We start from the raw sequence: 21,013 nt of genomic DNA, 5'->3' as shown, positions 1-21,013 counted from the left end.
CCGGGTGCCAGGCGGTGTGACCGGCGGGGCGCGTTCGGGTAAGCATGGTGCTGCCCGGACGCGCCCCGCCGGGCTGTTGTCAGACGTGTCCGGGGGAGGGGGAGCAGAGCATTGCCGCCAGCCAGGTCGATGCCCGACCCGGACCTGCCCGACCCGGGGGGTCGCTGATGAGCCTGCACGTCGCCGTGGACTTCGGCACGTCGAGCACGTGTGCCGCGGTGTCCATCCAGGGCCGCGAGCCCCAGGTCGTGGTGTTCGACGGGCAGCCGCTGGTGCCGTCCTCGGTGTTCGCCGCCGCCGACGGCACGCTGTTCGTCGGACAGGAGGCCGAGCGGCAGGCGGCGGTGGACCCGGCCCGCTACGAGCCGCACCCCAAGCGGCGGGTGGACGAGGGTGAGCTGCTGCTGGGCGACTCCGTGGTGCACGTGGTGGACGTGGTGCGCGCGGTGCTCACCCGGGCCGTGGGCGAGGCCCGGCGGCTGGCCGGCGGCGCGGCCGTGGACCTGCTGGTGCTCACCCACCCGGCGGACTGGGGCGCGGTCCGCACCCGGGTGCTCCGCCAGGCCGGCCACGGCCTGGCGCACGAACTGGTGCTGGTGCCGGAACCGGTGGCCGCCGCCGTGTACCACGCCGCCATGTTCGCCCCGGCCGGGGCCGCGTCCGGGGCCGGTGCCCCGGGGGCCGCGCTGGCCGTGCTCGACCTGGGCGGCGGCACCGTGGACGCCAGCGTGGTGCGCCGCGGCGACGGCGGCGCACCCGGTTCGGGCCGGCCGGGGTTCCAGGTGCTGGCCACCAAGGGCGATCCCACCTTCGGCGGCACCGACATCGACCACGCCCTGCTCCAGCACGTGGGTTCGCTGGTGGGCCGGGAGGACCCGGACGGGTGGCAGGAGCTGGTGGCCGGCCGGGAGATCGCCGACCGGCGGCGCCGCCGGGTGCTGTGGCAGGACATCAGGGGGGCCAAGGAGACGCTGTCCCGGCACACCTACACGGACGTGCCGCTGCCGCCGCCGTTTCCCGACGCCCACGTCACCAGGGCCGACCTGGAGGGGCTGATCGCCGAGCCGCTGGGCCGGGCGGCCGAGCTGGTGGTGGACACCGTGCGCGAGGCGGGCCTGCGGCCGGACCAGCTGGCCGGGGTGTTCCTGGTCGGCGGGTCCAGCCGGATCCCGCTGGTGGCCCGGCTGGTGCACGAGCGCACCGGGGTGGTGCCGACCAGCATCGACCAGCCCGAGACCGTGGTGGCCAGGGGAGCGCTGCGCGCGGTCAGCCTGGACCCGGACCGCACCGGCAACGTGGTCGCGGCCCGGTCCGGCCCGCCGGTGGCCGCCCCGCCCGCCGCCCACCGACCGGGTGGCCCACCCGGGCCGGCCGCCGGCCACCCGGCGTTTCCCGGGCCGGCGTTTCCCCCGGCCACCCCGGTGGGCGGACCGGCGGTGAGCCCGCTGGGCAGCCAGTTCCCGGCGGCGGGCACGCTGCCCCCGCCCACCCACGCGGTGCCGTCGGGATTCGCCGGACCGGGTGGCCCGGCCTTTCCCGGCACCGGACCCCTGCCCGCCGGGCAGCGGTCCGCCGGTCCGGCTCCGGTGCGGCCCGGTCGGTCCAGCACGCCCTGGCTGGTGGTGGGTGGGGTGGTGGCCCTGGCCGCGGTGGTGGGCGCCGCCCTGGTGTTCTGGCCGCGCGGTGACGCGACCACGCCGGGGGGCACGGCGCAACCGGGCACCTCGGCCACCCAGCCGTCCGGGCGGCAGATCGCCCAGTACGAGTACATCTTCACCTTGCCGGGCGGGTGGAGCCAGTCCGGTGGTTCCCCCGAGGAGCGGAAGGTCCAGCTGAAACCGGACCAGCCGCGCACCGAGCGGGACCTGGTCGCGGTGCAGGAGTACCTGCTCGGCTACGACAGCACGGCCAACCGGCAGCGGGCCGTGGACGAACTGCGCCAGGTGGTGGCCCAGGCCGGGCCGCGGTTCTCCGGTTTCACCGCGGAACAGGATTTCGCCGGGAAGAATGTCAGCCACTACCAGGAGAGCCTCGACGGGGCGACGGTCGACTGGTACGTGCTGTTCGAGGGCAGGACCCAGGTCAGCGTCGGCTGCCAGTACAGCGAAGCCGGGCAGAACCAGGTGCGGTCGGCCTGCGAGGAGATCGTGCGCACTTTGGACATCACCGGCTGAGGCGCGTTGTCCGGGCACCGGTGCCCGGTGGACGCTGTCGGAGCCGAGCTGCGGAAGGGAACAGGCCATGACCGGGCCAGCACACGCGACCAGTGACGCCTTCGCCCGCTTCCGGTCCGAAGTGGACGCGGCACTGACCAGGGGCCGCCGCGCCGCGGCCGAGGCGTCCGCGGTCAGCGCCGCGTTCCGCAACGACAACCGGGAACTGGCCGACCGGGTCCGGGGCAGGCGGGTCACCCCGCGGCGGGACGAGTTGACCGGGCCGGCGCTGCGGCGCGCGGCCACCGGGTTCCGCCAGGACCAGCGGTTGCCCGTGGACCAGCTGCCCGAGGGCGAGGAACTGCTGGCCGACCCGGCCAAACCAGGGGCACAGCCGGGGTCGGAGTCGGGGCAGGACACCGGTAGGCAAGGATCAAGCCGGTGGCAACGCGATGACGTGGTGTCGGACGGCCGTGGCAGACGTCGGGCGTCCGGTGGGCGACAGTCCTACCCGGACGACGATGACGAGGACTTTTCGCAAGAGCGAATCCTTTCCTAGCCCCGGTTCCCGCCGCCAGCGTTAACGCGAGCAACTACTTGAGAAGAATCGGAGACAGCGTGGAACCGAACATGGCACTGTCTCCATCACAAGAGGCGTACGAAGCAAGACGTACGACGAACACCCGATGAAGGGGGTCACACCCAATGGCTGGTTACGCAACCGGTAGCGACGTGATGCTGCAGGCCGCCAAGGACATCGACAACGTGAACCAGGAGACCAACGGGATCCTGACCTCGCTGTCCGGTCAGCTGAGCAGCCTGGAGGGCGCGTGGGTCGGCTCCGCCGCGACCGCCTTCCACCAGCTGATGGAGCGGTTCAACGACGACGCCCGCAAGCTGAGCGAGGCGCTGCAGTCGATCTCCGAGCAGATGCAGGGGTCGGCCCAGACCTACATCCAGCAGGAGGAGGAGCAGTCCCAGGCGATGTCCTCCATCACCTCGCGGCTGGGCGGCTGAGCCCGCTTTCTTTCCCAAAGTTTTTTCTTTCTTGCTTCCACACTTCTTGACTTCTTTCACAAGGGGAGAAAATGAGCGACCAGATCAAGGTTGACTTCGCGGTCATCGGCGAGGCCGCGGGCAACATCTCCAGCGCGGCCCAGAAGGTGCAGCAGCAGCTGGACGACCTGAAGAGCCGCCTGCAGCCGGTCCTGGCCCAGTGGGAAGGTTCCGCCTCCGGCGCCTACCAGGAGGCGCAGCAGAAGTGGGACACCTCGGCCGCCGACATCCAGCAGGTGCTGGCCTCCATCGGTACCGCCGTGCAGCAGGCCAACGAGGCCTACGAGCAGGCTGAGCGGGCCAACCAGGGCCGCTGGAGCTGAACTGGCCGGCTCGCCGGTGTGACATCGCGGTGGTTGTTTCGTGGGCCCCGGGGCGACTCGGGGCCCACGTGCGTGTCCGGGCGCGGGCCGCTGCCCGGGCCGGGTGCCGGCTGCCCGGTGTCCGGCCTGGTCGGCGTCCCTCCTGGTCAGCCGGCCGCCGCAGACCCGAGTCAGGTCACCCGTTAGGCTGGGTGGCGGCCCCCGGCCGGGTGACTTGGCCCCGTTTTGACCCTGCTGTCCCCCTCCGGGTACTCTCTTAGCTTGTTGTGCGGTGCCTGTCGTGGCATACCTGTCTCGACTGATTCCGGTCCACAAGCTCCGACCTGGAGGGCCGGCAGCGACGGGGACTGGCAGGAGTGGCCGCCGCAACGACACCCCAGACGCAAGTGACGACGAGGTAGACCCGTGCGCACGTACAGCCCGAAGGCCGGCGAGGTGACCCGCGCCTGGCACGTGATCGACGCCGAGGACGTGGTGCTCGGCCGGCTCGCCACGCAGGTCGCAACGCTGCTGCGTGGCAAGCACAAGCCAACCTACGCCCCGCATGTCGACACCGGTGACTTCGTCGTCATCGTCAATGCCGACAAGGTGGCCCTCACTGGGAGCAAGCGCGACCAGGAGTTCGTGTACCGCCACAGCGGCCACCCCGGTGGCCTGCGCAAGCGGTCGTTCGGCGAGATGCTGGACAAGTTCCCCGAGCGGTTGGTCGAGAAGACCATCAAGGGCATGCTGCCCAAGAACCGCCTCGGCCGGGCCATGGGCAAGAAGCTCAAGGTCTACGCCGGCCCTGAGCACCCGCACACGGCCCAGCAGCCGCAGCCGTACGAGATCCGCAAGATCGCCCAGTGAGCGACGAGTACACCGAGGAAGTCCCCGTGACCACTCCTGAGACGACCACTCCCGAGCCCGAGTACGTCGAGGCCGTGCAGTACGCCGACCCGGCGGACCAGCGCCTGGTGCAGACCGTCGGCCGCCGCAAGGAGGCCGTGGTCCGCGTGCGGCTGGTGCCCGGTTCCGGCAACTTCAAGCTGAACGGGAAGACGCTGGAGCAGTACTTCCCGAACAAGGTGCACCAGCAGCTCATCCGCGAGCCCCTGGTGACCATCGAGAAGCAGGAGAGCTTCGACATCATCGCCAACCTCAAGGGTGGCGGTACCACGGGTCAGGCCGGCGCGCTGCGGTTGGCCATCGCCCGTGCCCTCATCGAGGTGGACTCCGACGACCGTCCCGCGCTCAAGCGCGCCGGCTTCCTGACCCGCGACCCCCGGGTCAAGGAGCGCAAGAAGTACGGTCTGAAGAAGGCTCGCAAGGCGCCTCAGTACAGCAAGCGCTGAGGCGGCTCCGACCGCCACGACGAGCGCTGGCCCGACAGCCCCGGCTCGCGGGTTTCCGGCAACTCACACTGCGGGAGCAGCCGTTCTCCTTTGGACGTTTCCATGGGAGCGGCTGCTCCCGCAGTGCTTTCTCCACCCCGTTATTGCGTGCTCAAGCGGTTCTGTTCGTTCCTGCTGCTGTTCCTCCGGTCGGGACTGTGCCCGCGCCGGAGCGTGATCGTGTCGCTGCCGGCCGCCGGGGCTGGCAGTGTTTCCGGTTGATAGCGGTCCACTGTGGAGGTTGCATCGACCATGGCTCGCCTCTTTGGCACCGACGGGGTGCGCGGCCTAGCCAATTCCGACCTCACGCCAGAACTGGCCCTGTCCGTCGCGAGCGCGGCGGCCCGGGTGCTCGGCGAACACGACCGGACCCACCGGCCGGTCGCCGTGGTCGGCCGAGATCCGCGCGCCAGTGGGGAGATGCTGGAGGCGGCCGTGACCGCCGGGCTCACCTCGGCCGGCGCGGACGTGCTGCGCGTGGGCGTGCTGCCCACGCCCGGGGTGGCCCACCTGGTCGGTGAACTCTCCGCCGACCTCGGCGTGATGATCTCCGCCTCGCACAACCCCATGCCGGACAACGGCGTGAAGCTGTTCGCCCGGGGCGGGCACAAGCTGGCCGACGCGGTCGAGGACGAGATCGCCGAGCGGCTGCGCGAGGACGCGGTCCGGCCGACCGGCGCGGGCGTGGGCCGGGTCCGCGACATCACCGACGCGGTGCACCGCTACACCGACCACCTGCTGGCCGCCACCCCGCAGCGGCTGGACGGCCTGCGCGTGGTGGTCGACTGCGCCAACGGGGCGGCCTCGGCCGCCGCGCCCGAGGCCTACCGCCGGGCCGGCGCCGAGGTGATCGCCATCCACGCCACCCCGGACGGGCTGAACATCAACGACGGCTGCGGCTCCACCCACGTGGACGTGCTGCGCGCCGCCGTCCGCGAGCACCACGCCGACCTGGGCATCGCCCACGACGGGGACGCCGACCGGTGCCTGGCCGTGGACGCCACCGGTGCCGAGGTGGACGGCGACCAGATCATGGCCGTGCTCGCGCTGGCGCTCAAGGAGTCCGGGGAGCTGGCCGAGAACACCCTGGTGGCCACGGTGATGAGCAACCTCGGCCTGCACCTGGCCATGCGCGAGCAGGGCGTGCGGGTGCGCACCACCAAGGTCGGCGACCGCTACGTGCTGGAGGAGCTGCGCTCCGGCGGCTACTCGCTGGGCGGGGAGCAGTCCGGGCACGTGGTGCTGCCCAGCTACGCCACCACCGGTGACGGCCTGCTCACCGCGCTGCGCCTGATGGCCCGGGTGGTCCAGGCCGGGCAGCCGCTGGCCGAGCTGGCCTCGGTGATGCGCCGGCTGCCGCAGGTGCTGGTGAACGTGCGGGTCGCCGACAAGACCGCGGTGGCCAGGGACAACGCCGTGAGCGAGGCGGTCGCCGCGGTCCAGGCCGAACTGGGTGAGGCCGGCCGGGTGCTGCTGCGCCCCTCCGGCACCGAGCAGCTGGTCCGGGTCATGGTGGAGGCCGCCACCCACGAGGTGGCCGAGTCGGCCGCGCGCCGCCTGGCCGGTGTGGTGTCCTCGGTGGTCTGAGTCACCCCGCGCGGACGCGCACCGGCGGTCACGGGTCGGAACACGGGTGCTGACCAGCATCCGGGTGCCGGCCCGTTTCGCTGACCGCGTGGCTTCACAAAGGCAACCGACCCCGTCGAGGTGGGGGTGGGCGTCGGGTAAACCTGACAGTCTGGACCTGGAACACAGTCTGGCCCGGGAACCCGCCACGCCCTGGCAGCGTCGGAGAGCGGGACACGGGGAGGGGTAGGAAACAATGGCTGGCTACGGCGTCCAGCCCGGCGATCTCACCACGGTGGCCGGGCAGTACGAGACGCACGGTGGTGATCTCATCGACCTGCGGAGTTCCGTCGACCCAGCGGTCGGCGCGGGCCAGGTTGGCCGGCATTTCCAGGGGTTCGAGGGCAAGTACCGGGCGGTGTTCGACCGGTTGAAGGCCAACATCGAGGCGTTCGGCAAGGAAGCCAACAACGTGGCGCTCCGGCTCAAGGACGTGGCCAGCACCTACGAGCAGCAGGAGAGCGACAACGCCAACGCGTTCAAGGGGACCGACGGTGGCTGACCAGAACGAGATCAAGCGGCTGCTGGACGACCCGAACGTTCCCGGCGACACCAAGAAGGAACTGGTCCGCGCGCTCTACTCGTCGGGCGGATCGGAGGAGGACGTCAAGCGGTACGCCGAGGCCAACGGCGTTGACCTGCCCAGCGACTGGGGCGCGCTGGACACCGCGGCCGCCATCCTCACCCTGGGCACCAGCGTGCCCACCAGCCTGGCCCACGACGCGGTGTCGCAGAGCAACTTCGCCATGTCCGACGACGAGGCCGACCAGGCGGTCGCCCGCGCCAACGAGCAGAGCGAGCTGGGCCGCACCCAGCAGACCCTGAACGAGAACGGCGACTTCAAGACCTCGGACGAACTGCTCGACGCGGGCGCGCCAGGGCTGCGCTTCTTCGAGAAGTTCATCCCGCTCTACGCCCAGGCCAGCAAGGTGATCGGCGGCAACGGCCAGGCGCCCGACCTCAACAACGACATCTACCGCAACTACGACGAGGTCCGCGGCATCGACTTCGGCGCGTTCCGCGACGACGCCAACAAGATCAACGACGCCACCGGCAAGATGGACACCGCCCACAACGAGCTGGGGCGGTCCTTCTCCACGCTGAGCGGGTGGACCGGTGACGCGGCCGAGGCGGGCAACGCCTACAACGGCAAGTTCCTCGGCGCGGCCGGCGGCATGGTGCAGGACACCAAGCAGGCGCCGGGCACGATCACGGCCGCGGTGGGCGGCATCCAGACCAAGGTCAAGGAGTTCGCCCAGCAGGTCCACGACCTGTACTCGGAGAAGTGCGGCGACCAGACGGTCGACGAGGTGCGGGACAACATCCGCAAGGCGGCCGGCGCGATCCTGCCGGGTGACCTGGACGCGGGCGACTGGTTCTCCAGCATCAGCAGCGTCGTCTGGAACGAGATCAAGGGGTTCATCCTCGGCGGCGCCATCGGCGGCATCATCGGCGGTATCACCGGGGCCAAGGACGCCGCCGAGCAGATCAAGAAGAACATCATGGACGAGGCCAAGGCCAAGCTCCAGGCGTTCTGCGGTGAGTTCGACAGCAAGAAGCAGTCCTTCGACGGCTACTGCACCACCGTGCAGCAGGGCGTCCAGACCGACTACGACACCCTGCTGTCCACGTTGGACCAGCAGGTGAAGGACAAGGCACTGGGCGAGGTCGGTGACCCGCCGCCGTTCACCGGCCAGCAGGGCACCGGCCAGCAGGGTGGCAACCAGCAGGGCGGCGACAAGGGCGGCCCGGGTGGCTCGACGGGCATGCCCGGGGGCAGTTCCTCCGGCATGCCGGGCGGTGGGTCCTCCGGCGTGCCCGGTGGTGGCACCGGGGGCGGGGACACCGGCGGCGGTAGCGGTACCGGTGGCATCGACCAGGGCGAGATCGCCGAACAGCAGAAGAAGGCCCAGGAGGAACTGCAGAAGGCCCAGCAGGACCTGCAGAACTCCATGCAGGACAAGGACGGTGACGGCCAGCCCGACCTGGACACCAACGGTGACGGCCGGCCCGACGGCCTGCTGGGTGACCAGACCCGCGAGTCGTTCAGTGTCAAGGACGGCGACAACGAGATCACGGTCGACCGGCCGGACCAGCAGGGTCACGCCAAGCTGCAGATCACCGGCCCGGACGGGCAGCCGAAGACCTACGACATCGACTTCGGCACCGGCCAGGGCGGAGCTGGTACCGGCGCGGGTGGCGTTGGCCCCGGTGGCGTTGGTGCTGGTGGCTCGGGTGCTCTCGGGGCGGGCGGCCTCGGCGTAGGCACTGGGCAGGCCGGGCTCGGCCAGCCTGGTGTTGGCCAGCCTGGTGTTGGCCAGCCTGGTGTTGGCCAGCCTGGTGTCGGTCAGCCTGGTCTCGGCCAGCCGGGTGTTGGCCAGCCGACCGGGCTGACCGGCGCCGGTCTGGGTGGCGCTGGCCTGGGTGGTGCTGGCCTGGGAAGTTCTGGGTTGGGCGGCGTGGGGCAGGGCGGTGCCGATGGCGCCATCCCGGTGCAGGCCGGCCCGGACGGCCGGGCCGTGATCCACGACGGCAACACCACGATCACCGCCCAGCTCGACCCGAAGACCGGCCAGATCACGCTGAGCGTGGACAACGGCGACGGGGCGGCGGCCAAGACCTACCACTCCGACTTCGGCGCCGACGGCCGGTCGGGCGCTGCCGGTGGACTGGCCGGCGCGCACACCATGGAGTGGCGGAGCACCGAGGCCCAGACCATGGAGCAGCGGATCGGCCCGGGGGCTGTCGGTGGGGTGCACACCATGGAGGGCAGCGTGGCCAGCGCCGGCCACGCCGTCGGGACCGGCGTCGGCTCGGTCGTGGGCTCGGCCAGCGCTGGCTCGGCCGTGTTCGGTGACGTGGCGTCGGGTGGGTGGTCGCCGCCGGAGCCCACGCAGCAGAGCGGCTGGACCACGCTGGAGGCGGGCGCCGCGCACGGCGGTGGTGCCGGCGGCGCGATCGGCGGTGGTTTTGTCCCCGGTGGCCTGGGTGGCGGCGCCGCGGACGGTGGTTTCGCCGGTGGTGCCGCCGCTGGTGGTTTCGCCGGCGGTGCTGGGTTCGCCGGCGGTGCTGGTGCTGGTTTCGGCGGTGGTTTCGCCGGCGGCGGTGCGGCTGACGGTGGTGTGCACACCATGCCGGCGTTCAACGACAGCGGGGCCTGGCACCGCGGTGGCGACCTGGGCGTTGGCCCGGCCGCGGACAGCACCAGCATGCAGTCGGCCGGCTTCGGCGGCAGCAGTGGCCAGGGGGGCATCTGGGGACCGGCCGGTGCTGACGTGTCGTCCTCCGGAATGCTCGGCCACCAGGAGATCGGCGGCGGCCACGGCGACAGCCCCGGCTTGGCGGACACCTCCGCGCAGCAGGCCGGCGAGGTCAGCGGACCGGGCCTGGCGTCCATGCAGGACAGCCACGGTCAGCCGCAGCAGACCAGCGGCTCCGCCATGGGCGGTGGCATGCCGATGATGGGTGGCATGGGCATGGGCGGTGGCGCGCACGGCGGCGGTGGCGGCGGCGGCGACCAGGAGCGCGGTGCCAGCCAGTGGCGCACCACGGGCAGCCTGTTCGATGACGTGCCCGCCAGCCACGGCAAGTTCGACAGCAGCGGCAAACTGGACGGCGTGCTGGGTGAGGACAGGTGACGTCGTCCGTGTCGGCCCGGGACGGTGAATGATGAGCGTGATCCAGGTGGACCCGAGGGTCCAGGCGTTGTTCGACCAGAACCTCGCGCAGACGCGTCGCCGCGGTGAGGAGATCACCGGCAACCTGCGAGCCGAACAGCAGCGGATCGCCGCGCAGCTGCGGGAGAACACCGAGAAGTTCGCCAGACAGCGCGAGGAGATCAAGGGCCAGCTCGCACAGCTGGACCAGCAGAAGGAGCAGCCGAAGCGGGCCAGCAACCCGTGGGCGAAACCGGCGCAGGGCGACGGCAACGAGCTGAGCTTCGCCACCGAGGACGACGACCCAGGGCATGCCGTGCCGCCGCCGGTCAGCCACCAGCCGCAGACCGGCGGCTGGGCCGCGCCCCAGGCCGCCCCGCAGCCCGGCTTCCCCCCGCAGCCGGCCGCCGCCCCACCCGCACCGCTGCCGCCAAGGCAGGCGCCACCGCGTCGGCGGCCGATCGAGGACGACGACGAGGACATGTCCGGGCAGAGCTGGCTGAGCTAGCCGTCCTGCTCCCGGTAGGTCCGCTCCCCACGCTGGTGAGAGGCGTGGGGAGCTACGGCGACGGCTCGCCGCGACCGCGGTGCGCGCGCCGGTACTCGCCAGGTGACATGCCCGTCGCGCGCCGGAAGGCGCGGCTGAAGTCGGCGGGCCGGGCGAAGCCCCAGCGCGCGGCGATCGCGGCGATGGACAGGTGGTGCAGGCTCGGGTCGGCCAGGTCGCGTTGACAGCGGTCGAGACGGCGCCGCCGAGGGGCACGAGGTGTCGTAGAACACCAGTTCACCGGGGTGCAGGAGAATCCGCGTGCGGTTCTGCTCGAACCCCAGTCGTCCTGCCCGGACGAGGGACAGGTGGTATTGCTCCGGATCTGCCCGTCGAATCAGCCTGGGCGTCCGGCGGGCGGTGAAAGCCGTGTACGAGCTGGCCGTGATCTGCGAAGTCCCCAATGACATGGCATCGATTCGCGCGGCGAACAATGATGGTGTTGCGATGTGGAACTCATTGGCCACCAATGCTGACTCGGTGGCGTCCAGCCAGCCTGCCACGCGCTCGTGAACAGGCACGTCGCTGCTGTCGAACATCTTCCGCATGGTTTCCCCCTCGTGATGCTCCGCTGGAAACCGCAGATTCCCCCGAATCTGCGGGGCCGTAGTGCGCTCAGTGCGCAGAACAGTGCACCCACTGCTGACGACACGCGCGTGTGCGGACGCTGTACTGGAGCGAGAGGTTGCTCCTCTGGCTCCTGGCAGCCCCTGAGCACGGCGGCTGTCAGAAGTCGCTTTCCTCGGAACACCGAACAGTGCGTCGTCAATGATAGGGGGAGAGATGAAGCTCTTGGTCTGGCTGCGGAGGGTTGGCGTGCTCGCCGCCGGCATGATCGCCGCGGGTGGCCTGCTCGGTGTGGGCGGTGCCACCGCGTCCACCGTGTCCACCGCGTCCACCGCTGCGGAGCGGGCGGCGGGGGGAACCGCGCCGGCGTGCATCGCGCGGGTCGTCGACAACCAGGCTGATGCCCAGTACGTCTGGGTCAGGAACGAGTGCGGGAAGACGATGCGCATCAAGATCATCGTCAAGGGGGGTCGCGACACCGGGTGCAACACGCTGCGCAGCGGGCAGAGCCGCGAGTGGAAGTTGACGTGGGGCACCTACGACCGGACCGTCGTCTGCTGACCCCCTGACGGCTAGGGCTCGGGGTGGATCGTCGCGCGGGCCCGGGCGACCCGCACCGCTGACGACAGGGCGGCGATGTCGTACGCGCCGTGGTGGCGTCGCCCGTTGATGAAGAACGTCGGCGTTCCGGACACGCCGCTCAGGTCGGCCGAGTCCACGTCCTCCGCGATTCTGGCGGCACCGGTGCGCAGGCGCAGGGACCGGCGGAACCGCTCGACGTCCAGGCCCAGGTGTTCGGCGTGCCGGATCAGGTCGGCCATGCCCAGCTTGTCCTGGTGGTCGAACAGGTGGTCGTGCATCGCCCAGAAGGCGCCCTGTTCGGCGGCGGCCTCCGCGGCCTCCGCGGCCAGTTGGGCGGCGGGGTGGACGTCGTTGAGCGGCAGGTGGCGCCAGACGTAGCGAACATCCCCGAAGTCGGCCAGCAGGTCGCGGACGACCTGTTCACCCTGGCCGCAGTACGGGCACTCGAAGTCGCCGTACTCGACCAGGGTGATCGGCGCGTCCAGTGGCCCGCGTACGTGGTCGCGTTCGGGGTCGACCGGCGCGGCGAGGTCGATGACGGATTCGGACGTGCCGAGCAGCGCCCTGGTGCGCAGGCGCGGCGGCAGCAGCGCGGTCACCAGGGCCACCACCCCGGTGGCCAGGCACGCGCAGAGCACCGCCGCGAGAATGCCGATCTTGGCCTCGTCGAGCTGTTCGCCCTGGAAGGCGAGGGTCGCGATGAGCAGCGACACGGTGAAGCCGATGCCGGCGATGGTGCCGCCGGCGGTGACCGCGGCCCAGCCGACCGGGGGCCGCACCCGGCCCCGGCTCACCCGGCTGGCCAGCCAGGACGCGCCGATGATGCCGATCGGCTTGCCCAGCAGGTAGCTGAACAGGACGCCCAGCGTGATCGGTGAGCTGGCCGCGCGGGCGAGCAGGTCGGGGTTGATCGCGATGCCGGCGTTGGCCAGCGCGAACAGCGGCACGATCACGTAGCTGGTCCACGGGTGGAACAGCTTCTGCAGCCGTTCGTTGGGGGAGATCGCCGAGGTGAGCCCGAGCCGCGCCAGCCGCTCCAGCTCCGGCGTGGGCTGCTCGCGGAACGACACGAACAGGTCACTGGCGCGTTCGAGGTCACCGCGCGCGGCCGGATAGGCGTAGGTCAGCAACCCCATGGCCAGGCCGATGACGATCGGGTCCACCCCGGACTCGGCCAGCGCGACCCACGCGGCCACGCCGAGCACCGCGTACACCGGCCCGTACCGCACCCCACCGGCCCGCGCCAGCAGGGTCGCGGCGAACACCGCGAGCGCCACCAGGAGCGCGGGCAGGGCGACGTGTCCACTGTAGACAATCGCGATCACGGCGAGCGCGACGAAGTCGTCCACCACGGCCACGGTCAGGATGAAGGCGCGCAACCGCTGCGGGAAGCGCGAGCCGACCAGGGTGAGCAGGCCGAGGGCGAACGCGGTGTCCGTCGACATCGCCACACCCCAGCCGTGCGCGGAGGGATGGCCGCGGTTGACCGCGAGGTAGACCAGGACCGGCACGAGCATGCCGCTGATCCCGGCGAGCAGCGGCAGGGTGACCCGGCGCCGCTCGCGCAACTCGCCCATGTCGAACTCGCGGCGCGCCTCAAGCCCGACCACGAAGAAGAACAGCGTCATCAGGCCGCTGTTCACCCAGTAGCGCAGGTGTTCGGACAGGCTCCAGTCGCCCAGCCTGATCGACAGGTCGGTCTGCCAGAAGGACTCGTAGTGGGCCGGCGCGAGGTTGGCCCAGGCGAGCGCGGCCAGCGTCGCGGTGAGCAGCACGGTCGCGCTGCTGGCCGAGGTGCGCAGGAACGCGCGCAGCGGCGTCTGCAGGTTGCGCACCCACGCGCTGCGACCGGAGAAGGGCGCTGGAACGGCTGCCTCGCGTTCGGCCACCCGGCCATCGTGCCCGCTGTCCGGCGTGCCGGCGCGGTGGCGGTGATCGCCACCTGGCGGCGGGCGGCCGGGCGACGGCGCGCTGGCCGCCGGGACAGGGGCGCCGCGGCAGCAGGGTCAGCGGCGGCTGGCCGAGGTGGCGCCGCGCGGGGTGCGGGGAGTCCGCTGGTAGGTCAGGGCGGCGCCGCGCGCGTCGCTCTCCAGCAGCGCGTCGTAGCCCCGGTTCCTGGTGAGGACGCGCAGCAGGAACCCGGTCATCAGGGCCCGGCCCAACCGTTGGGTCGCGCGCTCCGGCTTGCCGTCCAGCAGCAGGTCGCTCCAGTGCCAGCTCTCGGTGAACCCGAGGTGGCTGGCCTTGGCCAGGCTGCGCAACTGGACCGGGCCGGCCCAGGCGGTGGCAACGGCCTCGGCGTGGCCCACGGACGGGGCCACCCGGTCCTGGCCGGCGGCCAGGTGCAGGCCGGGCATGTCGCACTGGGTGGCGGCCCGCACCGCGGAGGGGTGGGTTTCCGCCACCGCCAGGGTGACCACGGCGCGCACCCGGTCGTCCTGGCTGGCCGCGAGCACGGCGGAGCCGCCGCCGGTGGAGTGCCCGGCAACCGCCAGCCGGTCACCGGACACGGTGATGTCCCCGTCGCCGAGCCGCACCCCGGTGCAGATGTCCAGCGCGGTGGACAGGTCCGCGGCGAACAGCCGGTGGGAGGGCAGCGGGCCGGTCTGGGTCGCGGGCGCCACCGCCACGATCCCCCAACTGGCCAGGTGGCGGAGCAGGCCCCGGTACCGGAGCACCGGCTGCAACCAACCATGCCCGAAGGCCACGGCGGGCAGTCCCCGCCCCGACCGAGGGGTGAACACCAGGCCGGGCATGCCGACCAGGGCCAGGTCACCGCGCAGCACCTCGTGCGGACCTGGCCGGCTGAGCTCGTCGAGCGCCTGCTTGGCCGTCCGTGTCACGGCTGGAGACGGTAGTCGATCGTGACCGGGGCGACCTCGGCAGACCGGGGGAGAACCGCCGGCTGGCTCCGGCGCGCCGCCGATCGGTTGTGGTCTAAACCAAAATGTCCGTGATGGCCCCGCTGACCAGCTAAAACGCGCTCGGTCCACACTTTCGAGTGATGTCTGTGGTCTAGCTACGCTGTCCTGTGTGTGCGGAATCGTGGGATACGTGGGACACCGGCCGGCGCTTGAGGTCGTCCTCGACGGGCTGAGAAAACTGGAATACCGGGGCTATGACTCGGCCGGCGTCGCCGTGCTGGACGGCGCTGGCGGGCTGACCGTGGAGCGCAAGGCGGGTCGACTGGCCAACCTGGAGGCCCGGCTCGACGAGGTGGGCCGGGACCGCTTCGCCGGCACCTCCGGCATGGGACACACCAGGTGGGCCACGCACGGCGCGCCCATCGACCGCAACTCCCACCCCCACCGGGACGTCACCGGCCAGCTGGCCGTGGTGCACAACGGCATCATCGAGAACTTCGCCTCGCTGCGCGCCGAACTGGAGGCGGCCGGCGTGGAGATGGCCAGCGACACCGACACCGAGAGCGTGGCGCACCTGGTCGCCAGGGCCTTCGACGGCGTGGACGGGTCCGCCACCCGGGGCGACCTGACCGCCAGCGTCCAGGCCGTGTGCCGGCGCCTGGAGGGCGCGTTCACGCTGGTCGTCACGCACGCCAGCGAGCCGGGCCGGATCGTGGCCGCGCGCCGGTCCTCCCCGCTGGTGGTCGGCGTGGGCGACGGCGAGACCTTCCTGGCCTCCGACGTGGCCGCGTTCATCGAGCACACCCGCCACGCCGTGGAACTCGGCCAGGACCAGGTCGTGACCATCACCGCCGAGGGCTACCAGGTCACCGACTTCGCGGGGGAGCCGGCCGAGGGCCGGCCGTTCGAGGTCAACTGGGACCTGTCGGCCGCGGAGAAGGGCGGCCACGACTACTTCATGCTCAAGGAGATCGAGGAGCAGCCCGAGGCGCTGGCCAACACGCTGCGCGGGCACTTCGTCGACGGCCGGATCGTGCTGGACGAGCAGCGCATGTCCGACCAGGACCTGCGGGACGTGGACAAGGTGTTCGTGGTCGCCTGCGGCACCGCCTACCACTCCGGCCTGGTCGCCAAGTACGCGATCGAGCACTGGACCCGGCTGCCCGTCGAGGCCGAACTGGCCAGCGAGTTCCGCTACCGCGACCCGGTGCTGGACCGCGACACCCTGGTGGTGGCGATCTCCCAGTCCGGGGAGACCGCCGACACCCTGGAGGCGGTGCGCCACGCCCGTGAGCAGAAGGCCAGGGTGCTGGCGATCTGCAACACCAACGGCGCGCAGATCCCGCGCGAGTCCGACGCCGTGCTCTACACCCACGCCGGCCCGGAGATCGGGGTCGCCGCGACCAAGACCTTCCTCGCCCAGGTCGCCGCCAACTACCTGGTCGGCCTGGCACTGGCGCAGGCAAGGGGCACCAAGTACCCGGACGAGGTGGCCCGCGAGTTCGAGGCGCTGTCGGCCATGCCCGCCGCGGTGGAGCAGGTGCTGTCCACTGTGGACCAGGTGCGGGAGATCGGTCGGGAGCTGGCCGAGTCCAAGGCGGTGCTGTTCCTGGGCCGGCACGTGGGCTACCCGGTCGCCCTGGAGGGCGCCCTCAAGCTCAAGGAACTGGCCTACATGCACGCCGAGGGCTTCGCCGCCGGTGAACTCAAGCACGGCCCGATCGCGCTGATCGAGCCGGGCCTGCCGGTCGTGGTGGTGATGCCCTCCCCCAAGGGCAGGGCCGTGCTGCACGCCAAGCTGCTGTCCAACATCAGCGAGATCCAGGCCAGGGGCGCGCGCACCATCGTGATCGCCGAGGAGGGCGACGAGACGGTGCGGCCCATCGCCGACCACCTGATCGAGATCCCCTCGGTGCCGACCCTGTTGCAGCCGCTGGTCGCCACCGTGCCGATGCAGGTGCTGGCCGCGGAGATCGCCCGCAGCCGGGGCTACGACGTGGACAAGCCGCGCAACCTGGCCAAGTCCGTCACCGTGGAGTGAGCACCGGCGAGCGGGCGCCGGCCGGCACGCGGGCGCGGGTGAGCGCACGCGGGTGAGCGCGCCAGCGGGTAGGACGGGCCGCCGGGCAGGACGGGCTGGCTGGCGCGACGGCGGTGGACACGGAACCGTCACCGTCGGGTAGCCGGTGGGCTCGCTGGCGCACGTTCATGGTCCGCGAATGGCACCCTTGCTGGGTGATCGTGGGTATCGGCACCGACCTGGTCGGCGTCCGGCGGTTCGCGGCCGTCCTGGACCGCACCCCGGGACTGGCTGCCCGGGTGTTCAGCGAGCAGGAGCGACTCACCACGGGTGGGTCGCCCCGCTCGGCCGCGTCACTGGCCGCCCGGTTCGCGGCCAAGGAAGCGGCGGTCAAGGCCATGGGCGCGCCCCCGGGCTACCGGCTGCGCGACTGCGAGGTGGTCACCGGCCCGGGCGGACGGCCCCAGCTGCGCCTGGCCGGTGTGCTCGCCGAGGCCGCCGCCAGCCAGGGCGTGCTGACCTGGCACGTGTCACTCACCCACGACGCCGACCTGGCCGCCGCGATCGTGGTGGCTGAGCGGGGGTGACGGTGGGGGAGCAACACCGCGCCCGGGTGGCGAGCGCGGATCGCCTGGCGGAGCCAGGCGGGAGCCTGGATGGACACAGGTCGCCTGGCGTGAAGCCAGGCGGGAGCCTGGAAGGACAGGTCGGCTGGTGGAGCCAGGCAGGAGCCGGGATGGACACAGGTTGGCTGGCGGAGCCAGGCGGGAGCCAACAAGAAGCAGGGCGCTGACCGGGGGTGGAACCGCGTGGTCGAACCCGGGCGGCGCATCGGGCACAACGAAGACAGCAACGGTCGGGAGGTAGGCGCGGTGCAGGGCGTGTGGACGGTGGACCACGTGCGGTCGGCCGAGGAGCGGGTGATGGCCGTGGTGCCGGCCGGCACGCTGATGCGCCGGGCCGCCTTCGGGGTGGCCACGGAGGTGGCCGGGCTGCTGGCGCGGCACACCGGCGGCGTGGCCGGGCGTCGGGTGGCGCTGCTGGTCGGCGCCGGCAACAACGGTGGTGACGCGCTGTGGGCGGGCGCGTTCCTGCGCCGCCGTGGCGTGGCCGTCACCGCCGTGCTGCTGGCCCCGAACCGCGCCCACCCCGCCGGGCTGGCCGCACTGCGGCGGGCCGGCGGGCGCACCGTGACCGGTGCCGCCGCCGGCGCGGTGGTGGCCGCCGCCGACCTGGTGGTGGACGGCATTGTCGGCCTGTCCGCGCGCGGCCCGCTGCGGCCGGACGCGGCGGCCCTGGTCGACCGGATCACCGCGCCGGTGGTGGCCGTGGACCTGCCCAGCGGCGTCGACCCGGACACCGGTGCGGTGACCGGCCCGGCTGTGCGGGCGGCGGTGACCGTCACGTTCGGCTGCCGCAAGCCCGGCCACGTGCTGGCGGCCGGTGCCACGTGCAGCGGCGTGGTGCGCGTGGTCGACATCGGGCTGGGGCCCGAACTGGGCGAGCCGGACCTGGTGCTGCTGGAGCCCGCCGAGGTCGGCGCCGCCTGGCCGGTGCCCGGCCCGGACGACGACAAGTACACCCAGGGGGTCACCGGCATCGCCGCTGGTTCCGCCGCCTTCCCTGGTGCGGCCGTGTTGGCCACCGGTGCCGCCGTGCACGCCACCTCCGGCATGGTCCGCTACGCCGGCCAGGCCGCCGACGCGGTGCGGGCCCGCTGGCCGGAGACGGTGACCACGGGGGCGGTCGCCGACGCCGGCCGCGTGCAGGCGTGGGTGGTGGGCCCCGGGTTGGGCACCGGCAAGGCTGGGACCGAGGCGCTGACCCACGTGCTCGGCGCGGGTGTGCCGGTCTGCGTGGACGCCGACGCGATCACCCTGCTGGCCACCAACCCCGGCCTGTGGGACGCCCGCGAGCCGGACACACCCGTGGTGCTCACCCCGCACGACCGGGAGTTCGCCAGGCTGGCCGGTGAGGTGGGCCCGGACCGGGTCGCCGCGGCCACCCGGGCAGCCAGCCAGTTCGACGCGGTCGTGCTGCTCAAGGGGCACAGCACGGTGGTGGCCGCGCCGGACGGCCGGGTGCTGGTGGACCGGGCCGGCTCGGCGTGGCCGGCCACGGCGGGTTCGGGTGACGTACTCACCGGGCTGATCGGCTCGCTGCTCGCCGCCGGCATGGACCCGTGGCTGGCCGCTGGCAGCGCCTGCCTGGTGCACGGGCTGGCCGCCGAGCTGGCCGCCCGCAACGCCCCCATTGGCGCGTCAGCCCTGCTGGACGCGGTCCCGGACGCGATCAGGGCGGTGCGCGCGGCAGCGGGTGCCAGCATGGCAGCGGGTGCCAGCATGGCAGCGGGTGCCAGCACGGCAGCGGGTGTCGGCGCGGCAGCGGGTGCCAGCATGGCAGCGGGTGCCAGCACGGCAGCCGGTGTCAGCATGGCAGCGGGTGTCGGCGCGGCGGCGGGTGCCGGCGCGGTAGCGCGGTGGACACCTGCGGCAGGGGATGGCAGCGTCAGCGCGGGATGAGGGCCCGGTCGGGTCGTCCGGAGGAGCTATACCCGATCGAGCCGCCGGTCCCGCGCAGTCCGGTGCCGTGCCCGTGACGCCCGTGCCCGTGACGTCCGTGTCCGTGAGTCCGCGCCCACGGCTCCGCGGTTGAGGCTTCTCCACCGCGGCTCCACCGCTGAGGCTCCAACCACCGCGGCTCCACCACCGCTACGGCTCCACCACCGCGGCCTCGCGGCCGCGGGAGGCGCCAGCGCAGGTCACGTCAGGCGGCTACCTGACATGGGCATCCCTCCTCAGACTGTCGAGTCCTGTTCGTCGTGTCGTGATTCGTCGAGCGCGGTCGACCACACCTGGCCAGGAGTGGGGCGGGGACCGGCGCGCACCGGCTTGGCCTTCGCCGGGTGCGGACGCGATCCCGTTCCACCGCTAGTCAAACATGTGTTCGACAGGTGGGGTAGTCACACGATCCGGTGACGGTGGCGTGGCGGTGCCGCCCGGCCGGCGCGGGGTGTGGGATTCGGCTCCCGGTCCGCACGCTGCCTGACCCCGCCGCCCGGCGGTCGTGGCACCATGAACGGCGTTATGGCAGCTGGGAACCTTCCGCGGGCCGAGGCGTTGATCGACCTCGGGGCCGTGGCACACAACGTGACCTCGCTCGCCGGCCTCGCCGGGCAGTCGGGAGCGGCCACCATGGTGGTGGTCAAAGCGGACGGCTACGGCCACGGCGCGGTCGAGGTGGCCAGCACCGCGCTGGCCGCCGGCGCCACCTGGCTGGGCTCCTGCTCGCTGGACGAGGCCCTGACCCTGCGCGCGGCCGGCCTCACCGCACCCACCCTGAGCTGGCTGGACCTGCCCGGCACCGACTACGCGGCCGGTATCGCCGCCGACGTGGACCTGTCCGTGGCCAGCCTGGACACCCTGGCCGAGGTGCGCGCCGCGGCCAAGCAGGCCGGCCGGCCGGCCCGGGTGCACCTCAAGATCGACACCGGGCTGAGCCGCAACGGCTGCCCGCCGGACCAGTGGGCCCGGCTGGTCGACGCCGCCGCGCGCACGCCCGAGGTGCGGGTGGTGGCCATCTGGTCCCACCTGGCCTGCGCGGACGAGCCGGGCCACCCGTCGATCGACGCGCAGGCCGAGCGGTTCGTCGAGGCCTACCGGGTGGCCCGCGCCGCGGGGCTGCGGCCACTGCGCCACCTGGCCAACTCGGCCGCCACCCTGACCCGTCCCGACCTGCACTTCGACCTGGTCCGGCCGGGCATCGCCGTCTACGGGCTGAACCCGACACCGCAGCCGGCCGACCTGCGGCCGGCCATGACCTTCCGGTCCTCGGTGGCGTTCACCAAGCGGGTGCCCGCCGGTGAGGGCGTGTCCTACGGCCACACCTGGACCACCCGCCGGGACACCACCCTGGCCCTGGTGCCGGTCGGCTACGCGGACGGGGTGCCGCGCTCGCTGTCCGGCCGGATGCAGGTGTGGCTGGGCGGCCGGCGGCGGCTGGTGGCCGGCCGGGTGTGCATGGACCAGATCGTGGTCGACTGCGGTGACGACCCGGTGTCCCCCGGCGACGAGGTGATCCTGTTCGGCCCTGGTGACCAGGGCGAACCCACCGCCAGGGAGTGGGCCGACCTGATCGGCACCATCGACTACGAGATCGTCACCGGCATGTGCCGGCCGCGCCTGCGCCGCCGCCACCTGCCCGCGCCGGCCCCCAGCCTGGCCGGAGTCCCCCGGTGACCCGTCGG

Annotated in this window: 19 protein-coding genes and 1 pseudogene; 16 read left to right on the top strand and 4 right to left on the bottom strand. The window is 72.5% G+C overall.

Going from position 1 to position 21,013, the window contains the following annotated elements; all coding sequences use genetic code 11:
* Positions 1-167: 167 nt before the first annotated feature.
* The 10 genes from LX83_RS13460 (at position 168) to LX83_RS13415 (ending at position 10,695) form a co-directional block, all read left to right on the top strand.
* Positions 168-2,174: a type VII secretion-associated protein gene (locus LX83_RS13460; RefSeq protein WP_253770970.1), complete on the top strand. Its 2,007-nt coding sequence runs from the start codon at positions 168-170 to the stop codon at positions 2,172-2,174.
* Between the two features lie 67 nt (positions 2,175-2,241).
* The gene (locus tag LX83_RS13455) at positions 2,242-2,712 is read left to right on the top strand and encodes a hypothetical protein (RefSeq protein ID WP_253770969.1); all 471 of its coding nucleotides are present in this window, start codon (positions 2,242-2,244) and stop codon (positions 2,710-2,712) included.
* Between the two features lie 146 nt (positions 2,713-2,858).
* Positions 2,859-3,170 carry a WXG100 family type VII secretion target gene (locus LX83_RS13450; RefSeq protein WP_253770968.1) on the top strand — a complete coding sequence of 104 codons (312 nt, stop codon included), beginning with the start codon at positions 2,859-2,861 and terminating at the stop codon, positions 3,168-3,170.
* A 71-nt stretch (positions 3,171-3,241) separates the two neighbouring features.
* Positions 3,242-3,532, top strand: coding sequence for a WXG100 family type VII secretion target (locus tag LX83_RS13445; protein WP_253770967.1), 291 nt, complete (start codon positions 3,242-3,244; stop codon positions 3,530-3,532).
* A gap of 405 nt (positions 3,533-3,937) precedes the next feature.
* Positions 3,938-4,381, top strand: coding sequence for a 50S ribosomal protein L13 (rplM, locus tag LX83_RS13440; protein ID WP_253770965.1), 444 nt, complete (start codon positions 3,938-3,940; stop codon positions 4,379-4,381).
* A 26-nt stretch (positions 4,382-4,407) separates the two neighbouring features.
* Positions 4,408-4,866 carry a 30S ribosomal protein S9 gene (rpsI, locus tag LX83_RS13435; protein WP_407649545.1) on the top strand — a complete coding sequence of 153 codons (459 nt, stop codon included), beginning with the start codon at positions 4,408-4,410 and terminating at the stop codon, positions 4,864-4,866.
* 291 nt (positions 4,867-5,157) lie between these two features.
* On the top strand, positions 5,158-6,492 hold the full coding sequence (gene glmM / locus LX83_RS13430) for a phosphoglucosamine mutase (RefSeq protein ID WP_253770963.1): 1,335 nt from the start codon (positions 5,158-5,160) through the stop codon (positions 6,490-6,492).
* Positions 6,493-6,727: 235 nt separating this feature from the next.
* Positions 6,728-7,033, top strand: coding sequence for a WXG100 family type VII secretion target (locus LX83_RS13425; RefSeq protein ID WP_253770961.1), 306 nt, complete (start codon positions 6,728-6,730; stop codon positions 7,031-7,033).
* Positions 7,026-10,169, top strand: a complete 3,144-nt coding sequence (locus tag LX83_RS13420; protein ID WP_253770959.1) for an OmpH family outer membrane protein — start codon at positions 7,026-7,028, stop codon at positions 10,167-10,169. Before LX83_RS13425 ends, LX83_RS13420 begins: the two co-directional genes overlap by 8 nt.
* A gap of 31 nt (positions 10,170-10,200) precedes the next feature.
* Positions 10,201-10,695 carry a hypothetical protein gene (locus tag LX83_RS13415; RefSeq protein ID WP_253770957.1) on the top strand — a complete coding sequence of 165 codons (495 nt, stop codon included), beginning with the start codon at positions 10,201-10,203 and terminating at the stop codon, positions 10,693-10,695.
* Between the two features lie 52 nt (positions 10,696-10,747).
* On the opposite strand, the gene LX83_RS13410 is transcribed toward LX83_RS13415, so the two are convergent.
* On the bottom strand, positions 10,748-10,975 hold the full coding sequence (locus LX83_RS13410; protein WP_253770955.1) for a helix-turn-helix domain-containing protein: 228 nt from the start codon (positions 10,973-10,975) through the stop codon (positions 10,748-10,750).
* Between the two features lie 28 nt (positions 10,976-11,003).
* Positions 11,004-11,168 (bottom strand): annotated as a pseudogene (locus tag LX83_RS38675) (hypothetical protein); the annotation flags it as partial.
* Here LX83_RS38675 and LX83_RS13405 point away from each other — a divergent pair.
* Both LX83_RS13405 and LX83_RS13400 read left to right on the top strand, forming a co-directional pair.
* A complete protein-coding gene (locus LX83_RS13405; RefSeq protein ID WP_253770953.1) occupies positions 11,104-11,247 on the top strand; it encodes a hypothetical protein in 144 nt (47 codons plus the stop codon). The pseudogene LX83_RS38675 and the gene LX83_RS13405 sit on opposite strands and share 65 nt — an antisense overlap.
* Before the next feature lie 270 nt (positions 11,248-11,517).
* The gene (locus LX83_RS13400; RefSeq protein WP_253770951.1) at positions 11,518-11,862 is read left to right on the top strand and encodes a hypothetical protein; all 345 of its coding nucleotides are present in this window, start codon (positions 11,518-11,520) and stop codon (positions 11,860-11,862) included.
* 11 nt (positions 11,863-11,873) lie between these two features.
* Here LX83_RS13400 and nhaA read toward each other — a convergent pair whose 3' ends face one another.
* Both nhaA and LX83_RS13390 read right to left on the bottom strand, forming a co-directional pair.
* Positions 11,874-13,772: a Na+/H+ antiporter NhaA gene (gene nhaA, locus LX83_RS13395; RefSeq protein WP_253770949.1), complete on the bottom strand. Its 1,899-nt coding sequence runs from the start codon at positions 13,770-13,772 to the stop codon at positions 11,874-11,876.
* A 117-nt stretch (positions 13,773-13,889) separates the two neighbouring features.
* On the bottom strand, positions 13,890-14,726 hold the full coding sequence (locus tag LX83_RS13390) for a dienelactone hydrolase family protein (protein WP_253770947.1): 837 nt from the start codon (positions 14,724-14,726) through the stop codon (positions 13,890-13,892).
* A 190-nt stretch (positions 14,727-14,916) separates the two neighbouring features.
* On the opposite strand from LX83_RS13390, the gene glmS reads away from it, so the two are divergent.
* The 4 genes from glmS (at position 14,917) to alr (ending at position 21,005) form a co-directional block, all read left to right on the top strand.
* The gene (glmS, locus tag LX83_RS13385) at positions 14,917-16,788 is read left to right on the top strand and encodes a glutamine--fructose-6-phosphate transaminase (isomerizing) (RefSeq protein WP_253770945.1); all 1,872 of its coding nucleotides are present in this window, start codon (positions 14,917-14,919) and stop codon (positions 16,786-16,788) included.
* 194 nt (positions 16,789-16,982) lie between these two features.
* A complete protein-coding gene (locus LX83_RS13380) occupies positions 16,983-17,354 on the top strand; it encodes a holo-ACP synthase (RefSeq protein ID WP_253770943.1) in 372 nt (123 codons plus the stop codon).
* Positions 17,355-17,639: 285 nt separating this feature from the next.
* The gene (locus LX83_RS13375; protein WP_253771186.1) at positions 17,640-19,289 is read left to right on the top strand and encodes an NAD(P)H-hydrate dehydratase; all 1,650 of its coding nucleotides are present in this window, start codon (positions 17,640-17,642) and stop codon (positions 19,287-19,289) included.
* Positions 19,290-19,853: 564 nt separating this feature from the next.
* Complete coding sequence (alr, locus tag LX83_RS13370; protein WP_253770941.1) at positions 19,854-21,005, top strand: alanine racemase; 1,152 nt, start codon at positions 19,854-19,856, stop codon at positions 21,003-21,005.
* The last annotated feature ends 8 nt before the right edge of the window (positions 21,006-21,013 follow it).

It is taken from the genome of Goodfellowiella coeruleoviolacea, from assembly GCF_024171785.1.
Lineage (GTDB): Bacteria > Actinomycetota > Actinomycetes > Mycobacteriales > Pseudonocardiaceae > Goodfellowiella > Goodfellowiella coeruleoviolacea.
Note: the sequence above shows the minus strand (reverse complement) of the source record. Positions and strands in the feature narration are given on the sequence as shown.